Raw genomic sequence first — 5,041 nt, forward strand, 5'->3', positions numbered from 1 at the left:
GACGGGTGAAATGATCACGCGATTCAAGCGGGATGTGCTCGATCATCAGCCCAACTATGTGCCCATTCTCGGGGGAACCAACGATCTGGGGGGGAATGCATCACCGTCCAAAATCATGCTCAATTTGACCATGATGTACAAGCAGACTCGCGCGATGGGAGGGTTGCCTATTCCGGTGACGGTTCCGTCGATACGAGTGGAAGACGCTTCTTCCAGTCGAGAGGGACGGGAGTGGATAACCGACCACCTTGTTCGCCGACATCAATTGAACAAGTTTATCCAAGATTATGCCGGCTCCAATGGCCTTGCCTACGTCGATCTTTTCGCAACCACCGTGGATCCTGAGAGCGGGCAATTGGCAGAACTGTACTCGCACGACGGGATTCACCTGACCACCGCCGGGTATCGGCTATTCGCCGAAAAGGTGGCTCAAGTCTTGAAACCATTGTTGGCACGAGCCACATCATCATGAGTGTGCTTCAACCCGTCACGGATCGAGACTTCGACGCGGTCATTGAGGCAAGCTCTGCCCCTGTCCTGGTGGAATTTTGGAAACCAGGCTGCGGTCATTGCCGAGCTTTGATGAAGGAATTGGAACAGTTGGGACAGGAATTGGGCGAACGGGTACTCATCTTGACCATGAATACCGATGAGGAATTTCAGATCCCCGCCGAGTTGGAAATCTCATCGCTTCCCGCGCTGGCGTTATACCGCGACGGCGAATTTATAAAGTTTATCGGAGGGCTCGGAAAACGGCATGAAATAATGAAACAGATTGAGAGTGATATTCGCGATGACCCAAAAGCGGTATCATAGGCAGATCCCGCAATTCTATTCAGACATGTTTCTACAGGGTCTCTAGCGGTTATTTATAGCACCCGCCACGTACGGCCGTCATTCTGGATCAGCCGGTCCGCTTCCACCGGTCCCCATGTCCCGGCTTGGTATTCGGGGAGCCAGCGTTGTCCCGACTTGTCCCACGCTTCGAGGATCTGGGTGATCCAGGCCCAGGAGGCTTCCACCGCATCTCGGCGCATGAAGCGAGACGCGTCTCCAACCATCACATCGAGCAGAAGGCGTTCGTAGGCTTCTGGAGACGGTCGGCCAAAGACCTCGCCATACTTGAAGCTCATCTCGACCGGATGTGTCTGGGTGCGAGTGCCCGGTACACGTGAGACGATGCGAAGCGAAAGTCCTTCTTCAGGCTGAATCTTCAAGGCCAGGACATTCGGAGGTTGCGGAGCTTGTGCGTTTGCGTTAAAGAGGATTTGCGGAATCTCTTTGAACTGAACAGCGACCTCGCTGGCGCGGCTGGGTAAAGCCTTTCCTGTTCGCAAATAGAACGGAACCCTCGACCAGCGCCAATTCTCCACAAAACACTTTACCGCGACGTAGGTTTCCGTGGTGGAATCCGGTTTGACCCCTTTTTCTCGCCGATAGCCGGGGATGGGCGCGCCATGCGCGGTGCCTTCTGTGTACTGAGCCCGTACCGTAAACTTCTCCACATCCTTCGTCGTAATGGGTCTCAGGCAGCGAAGCACTTCCATTTTGGCGTTTCGGACCACATCCGGGTCCAATGAGTACGGCGGCTCCATGGCGACGAGGCAAAGCAATTGAAGTAAATGATTCTGGATCATGTCGCGCAGAGCACCGGCTTCCTCATAGTACGTTGCCCTGGTCCCGACGCCCTCGGCTTCGCTGACAGTGATCTGAACATGATCGACGTATTTATGGTTCCAGATCGGCTCGAAAAGGCTGTTGGCGAACCGCACGACCATGAGGTTTTGAACCGTTTCTTTCCCCAAATAATGGTCGATTCTGAAAATCTGCGATTCATCGAAAACGCGGCCCGTCACTTCGTTAATGGCCCGTGCGGAAGCCAGGTCACGCCCAACGGGCTTTTCTACGATGATGCGGGAATACGGCCTGTTCGGCGCCGGCCGAGCGGCCAGTCCGGCCTTGTCCAGTCCTTCACAGACAGCTGCGAACGAACTGGGTGGAATGCTGAGATAAAAAATCCGGTTGCCCGGCAATCCAAATCTCCGTTCAATTTCTTCGGCGCGTGCCTTCAACGATGCATACGTTTCAGGAGCGTCGTTATCGCCGACCAAGTAAAAGATGTGTTGGGAAAATGCCGACCACCTCGCCTCGTCCAGCGCTTGCCGGGAAAATTTTTGCAGGCCTTGACGGAGGGTATCGCGATATTCCTCGTCCGTCATGGTCGTTCGACCCAGACCAAGGACCGCATAATTTGTCGGGAGAAGCCCGTCAAGAAGCAGGTTGTAGAGTGCGGGGATCAACCGCCGGCGGGCAAGGTCACCGGAGCCGCCGAAGATGACGAGTGTGCAGGGCTCTACCGGTGGCAGCTGTTCCTGCGCGGGACTAATATCGATCCGTTGAGTATTCGTTGAGGCCATTGGGCATTCCTCATAAGTCTGTTATCGCCGGACGGCGTGACCACCAAAGGCATTCCGCAAGGCCGCCAGCATCTTTTCAGCAAACGATTCTTCCTGCCGCGAGCGAAATCGCGTGAAGAGCGCCGTCGTGAGGGTGGGAACCGGTACATCCTTCTCGATGGCATCGGCGATCATCCAGCGGCCTTCCCCGGAGTCTTGAACGTACCCTTTTAGGTTTTCAAGCTTCTGATCCTCTTTGAGCGCGCTCGCGGCCAGTTCCAATAACCAGGACCGGACGACGCTTCCGTGCATCCAGAGATCGGCAATGCGCGCCAGATCGAGCTTGTATTCGCTCTTCGACATCAGCTCAAATCCTTCGGCATAGCCCTGCATCATGCTGTACTCGATGCCGTTGTGCACCATCTTTACATAGTGCCCGGCGCCGACTGCGCCGACATGGGCCCATCCATTTTCAGGCGCCAGAGTCTGGAATGCCGGTTCAACACGTTTGACGACAGCCTCGTCTCCTCCCACCATGAGGCAATAACCGACTTTCAGCCCCCAAATCCCTCCACTGGTTCCGGCATCGACATAGTGGATGCCTTTTTTCTTCAGCTCTGCAGCACGTCGCACATCGTCGTGAAACCTCGTATTTCCGCCGTCCACAATGATGTCGCCGGATTGTAAATGATCAGCCACGGCCTTGATAGTTTCTTCGGTAGGGGCTCCGGAAGGAACCATCACCCAGACGACGCGCGGGATACTCAGTTTTCCGACGAGATCCGGGAGGGACGAGGAACCAACACAGCCCTGACTCTCAGCTTGTTTGATCAACTCGTTGGATCGATCATAGACTACCACACGATGCTGATCGCGCCGAAGGCGTGTCACCATGTTCATTCCCATCTTACCGAGTCCGATGAATCCCAATTCCATAAGAACGCTCCTTGGTTTGTCGACGGTCACAGCCGATGTGGTGTTCGCCGATCGATCTTCAGGCTGGTGCAGCCAGCTCCTCTCACGTTATATGCGAAACACGTTCGTTACCAGAGGCAGTCGGTTGAATGCTCGGGTCAATCGATACGAGCAGGATTCGGGACATCCTTAAAGAGGAGATCGGCAAATTGACGGCCAAAGTTGAGTCGATCGGTGAGAGTGGCGGCCGTCAGGAATTGTCCGGCTAGGTCGGCGAGCGCCGGTTCGCGAGAAAACATGAACCGATGAATGTCTACCGGGGCGACCAACCAAAGCCCTCTCAAACGAAAGAACGCCGAGACACAATTCTCGTAAAACAGCGTCAATAGATAGTGGGCCGTTCCTGGCTTGTCCAGGAGATCCTGCGTTTTTCCCAACAGGTGATAACACTCCGCCTTCAGGCGAATTTGTTCGTTGATCGAAGCCGGTGGTGGGCCTTGGCGAAAACGATGGTGGACCTTCTCCATCAATCTCGAACAAATGCCGTCGTGATCGTAGAGGATCTTGCCTTTCCGAAGAAGCGAGGGGAGCCGAAGCGAGTAGGCAAGGTCTTCTTCGACGGATTCGTATCCATGATAGCGAATATCCGCTAGGCGGTCGCCGACACGGAGGATTTCGTGGCTATCCGCTTCTCCCTTGACGAGAGTGATCAAGTCGATATCGCTGTGAGGAGTAAGTGCCCTCCGAGCTCCCGATCCGACGAGTATGACACCGACGAGGTCGCCGCCCCTTCGGCCTTTGATGTGCCGTAATGCGACTTCCACGTTGTCCTCGAATCCCGGCGGCGGCGGTGATTCGGGCTGCTCAGGCGGTTCCGGGACTTCGAGAAGCTCCGCGTTCAATTCTTCACGAGTGGGGGTGCCGATCGTAGTGTCTGTGTCCATAGCGCATTAAATCCGATGCACATGAGTCGCGTTGAAACCATATGAAATGAATCGATCCAAGGATCTGCCCGTCGTTCTTTCTTGTCTTCAATGCGTTGCACGCAGACGCAAGAGGCATAGGCGTGTCTCTTCGGCATTTTATGGATGGAGGAATATGGTGTCAACGTCGAACAATCAGCGCGCGAGAACCTTGGCAAAGACGGCCACGGCTTCGTCGATCTGCTTGTCCGTGATATGCAGATGGGTGACCGCTCGATAGCTCTGTCCTCCAACGGCGTTGATGAGCACGCCGTGTTCTTTGAGCGAAGCCACCAGCTCAGCGGAAGAGCGCTGCTCATCGATGATGTCGAACATGACGATATTCGTTTCTACGTGTTGCGGCGCAATCTGGATTGCGGGAATTTGCTGTAGCAGGCGAGCCAGTTTTTTCGCATGGTCATGGTCGGTCTTGAGCCGAGCGACATGCCGTTCCAAGGCATAGATGCCTGCGGCGGCCAGGACGCCCGCTTGGCGCATTGCGCCGCCATACATGCGGCGGAAACGGCGTGCGCGATCCATGAGTCGCTGGTCATTGGAAATCAATAGCGATCCAACGGGGGCTCCCAGTCCCTTCGAGAGACAGAAGGAGACGGTTTCGAAGTGTTGAGCGTACACCGCCGGGGGCAAGGTCGTGGCGGCCACGGCATTGAAAAGTCTGGCCCCGTCAAGATGCATGGGAATTCCATGTCTCACGGCGACGGCTCGGATTTTTTCGATCGTGGAGAGCGGATAAATCGTGCCTCCTCC

At 55.4% G+C, this 5,041-nt stretch carries 6 protein-coding genes; 2 read left to right on the forward strand and 4 right to left on the reverse strand.

The window, feature by feature from the left end:
• Both ACOSYY_RS17095 and ACOSYY_RS17100 read left to right on the forward strand, forming a co-directional pair.
• On the forward strand, positions 1–472 hold a 472-nt coding region (locus ACOSYY_RS17095), incomplete at its 5' end, for a GDSL-type esterase/lipase family protein (RefSeq protein ID WP_421664010.1).
• Positions 469–816, forward strand: a complete 348-nt coding sequence (locus ACOSYY_RS17100) for a thioredoxin family protein (protein ID WP_421664011.1) — start codon at positions 469–471, stop codon at positions 814–816. The genes ACOSYY_RS17095 and ACOSYY_RS17100, both read left to right, overlap by 4 nt.
• A gap of 53 nt (positions 817–869) precedes the next feature.
• On the opposite strand, the gene zwf is transcribed toward ACOSYY_RS17100, so the two are convergent.
• From zwf to ACOSYY_RS17120, 4 genes are all read right to left on the reverse strand, one after another.
• The gene (gene zwf, locus ACOSYY_RS17105; protein WP_421664013.1) at positions 870–2,417 is read right to left on the reverse strand and encodes a glucose-6-phosphate dehydrogenase; all 1,548 of its coding nucleotides are present in this window, start codon (positions 2,415–2,417) and stop codon (positions 870–872) included.
• A gap of 21 nt (positions 2,418–2,438) precedes the next feature.
• Positions 2,439–3,332: a phosphogluconate dehydrogenase (NAD(+)-dependent, decarboxylating) gene (gene gnd / locus ACOSYY_RS17110; protein ID WP_421664015.1), complete on the reverse strand. Its 894-nt coding sequence runs from the start codon at positions 3,330–3,332 to the stop codon at positions 2,439–2,441.
• A 137-nt stretch (positions 3,333–3,469) separates the two neighbouring features.
• Positions 3,470–4,255 (reverse strand): nucleotidyltransferase domain-containing protein, encoded by a 786-nt coding sequence (locus ACOSYY_RS17115; RefSeq protein WP_421664017.1) that lies wholly within the window; start codon positions 4,253–4,255, stop codon positions 3,470–3,472.
• Between the two features lie 174 nt (positions 4,256–4,429).
• On the reverse strand, positions 4,430–5,041 hold a 612-nt coding region (locus tag ACOSYY_RS17120), incomplete at its 5' end, for a threonine aldolase family protein (protein WP_421664019.1).

The sequence above is a fragment of the Nitrospira sp. BLG_2 genome (assembly GCF_049222245.1).

What these genes read in the sequence shown, in the direction of transcription:
- ACOSYY_RS17100 (WP_421664011.1), top strand. Translation starts at nt 469, where the DNA reads ATGAGTGTGCTTCAACCCGTCACGGATCGAGACTTCGACGCGGTCATT.
- zwf (WP_421664013.1), bottom strand. Translation starts at nt 2,417, where the DNA reads ATGGCCTCAACGAATACTCAACGGATCGATATTAGTCCCGCGCAGGAA.
- gnd (WP_421664015.1), bottom strand. Translation starts at nt 3,332, where the DNA reads ATGGAATTGGGATTCATCGGACTCGGTAAGATGGGAATGAACATGGTG.
- ACOSYY_RS17115 (WP_421664017.1), bottom strand. Translation starts at nt 4,255, where the DNA reads ATGGACACAGACACTACGATCGGCACCCCCACTCGTGAAGAATTGAAC.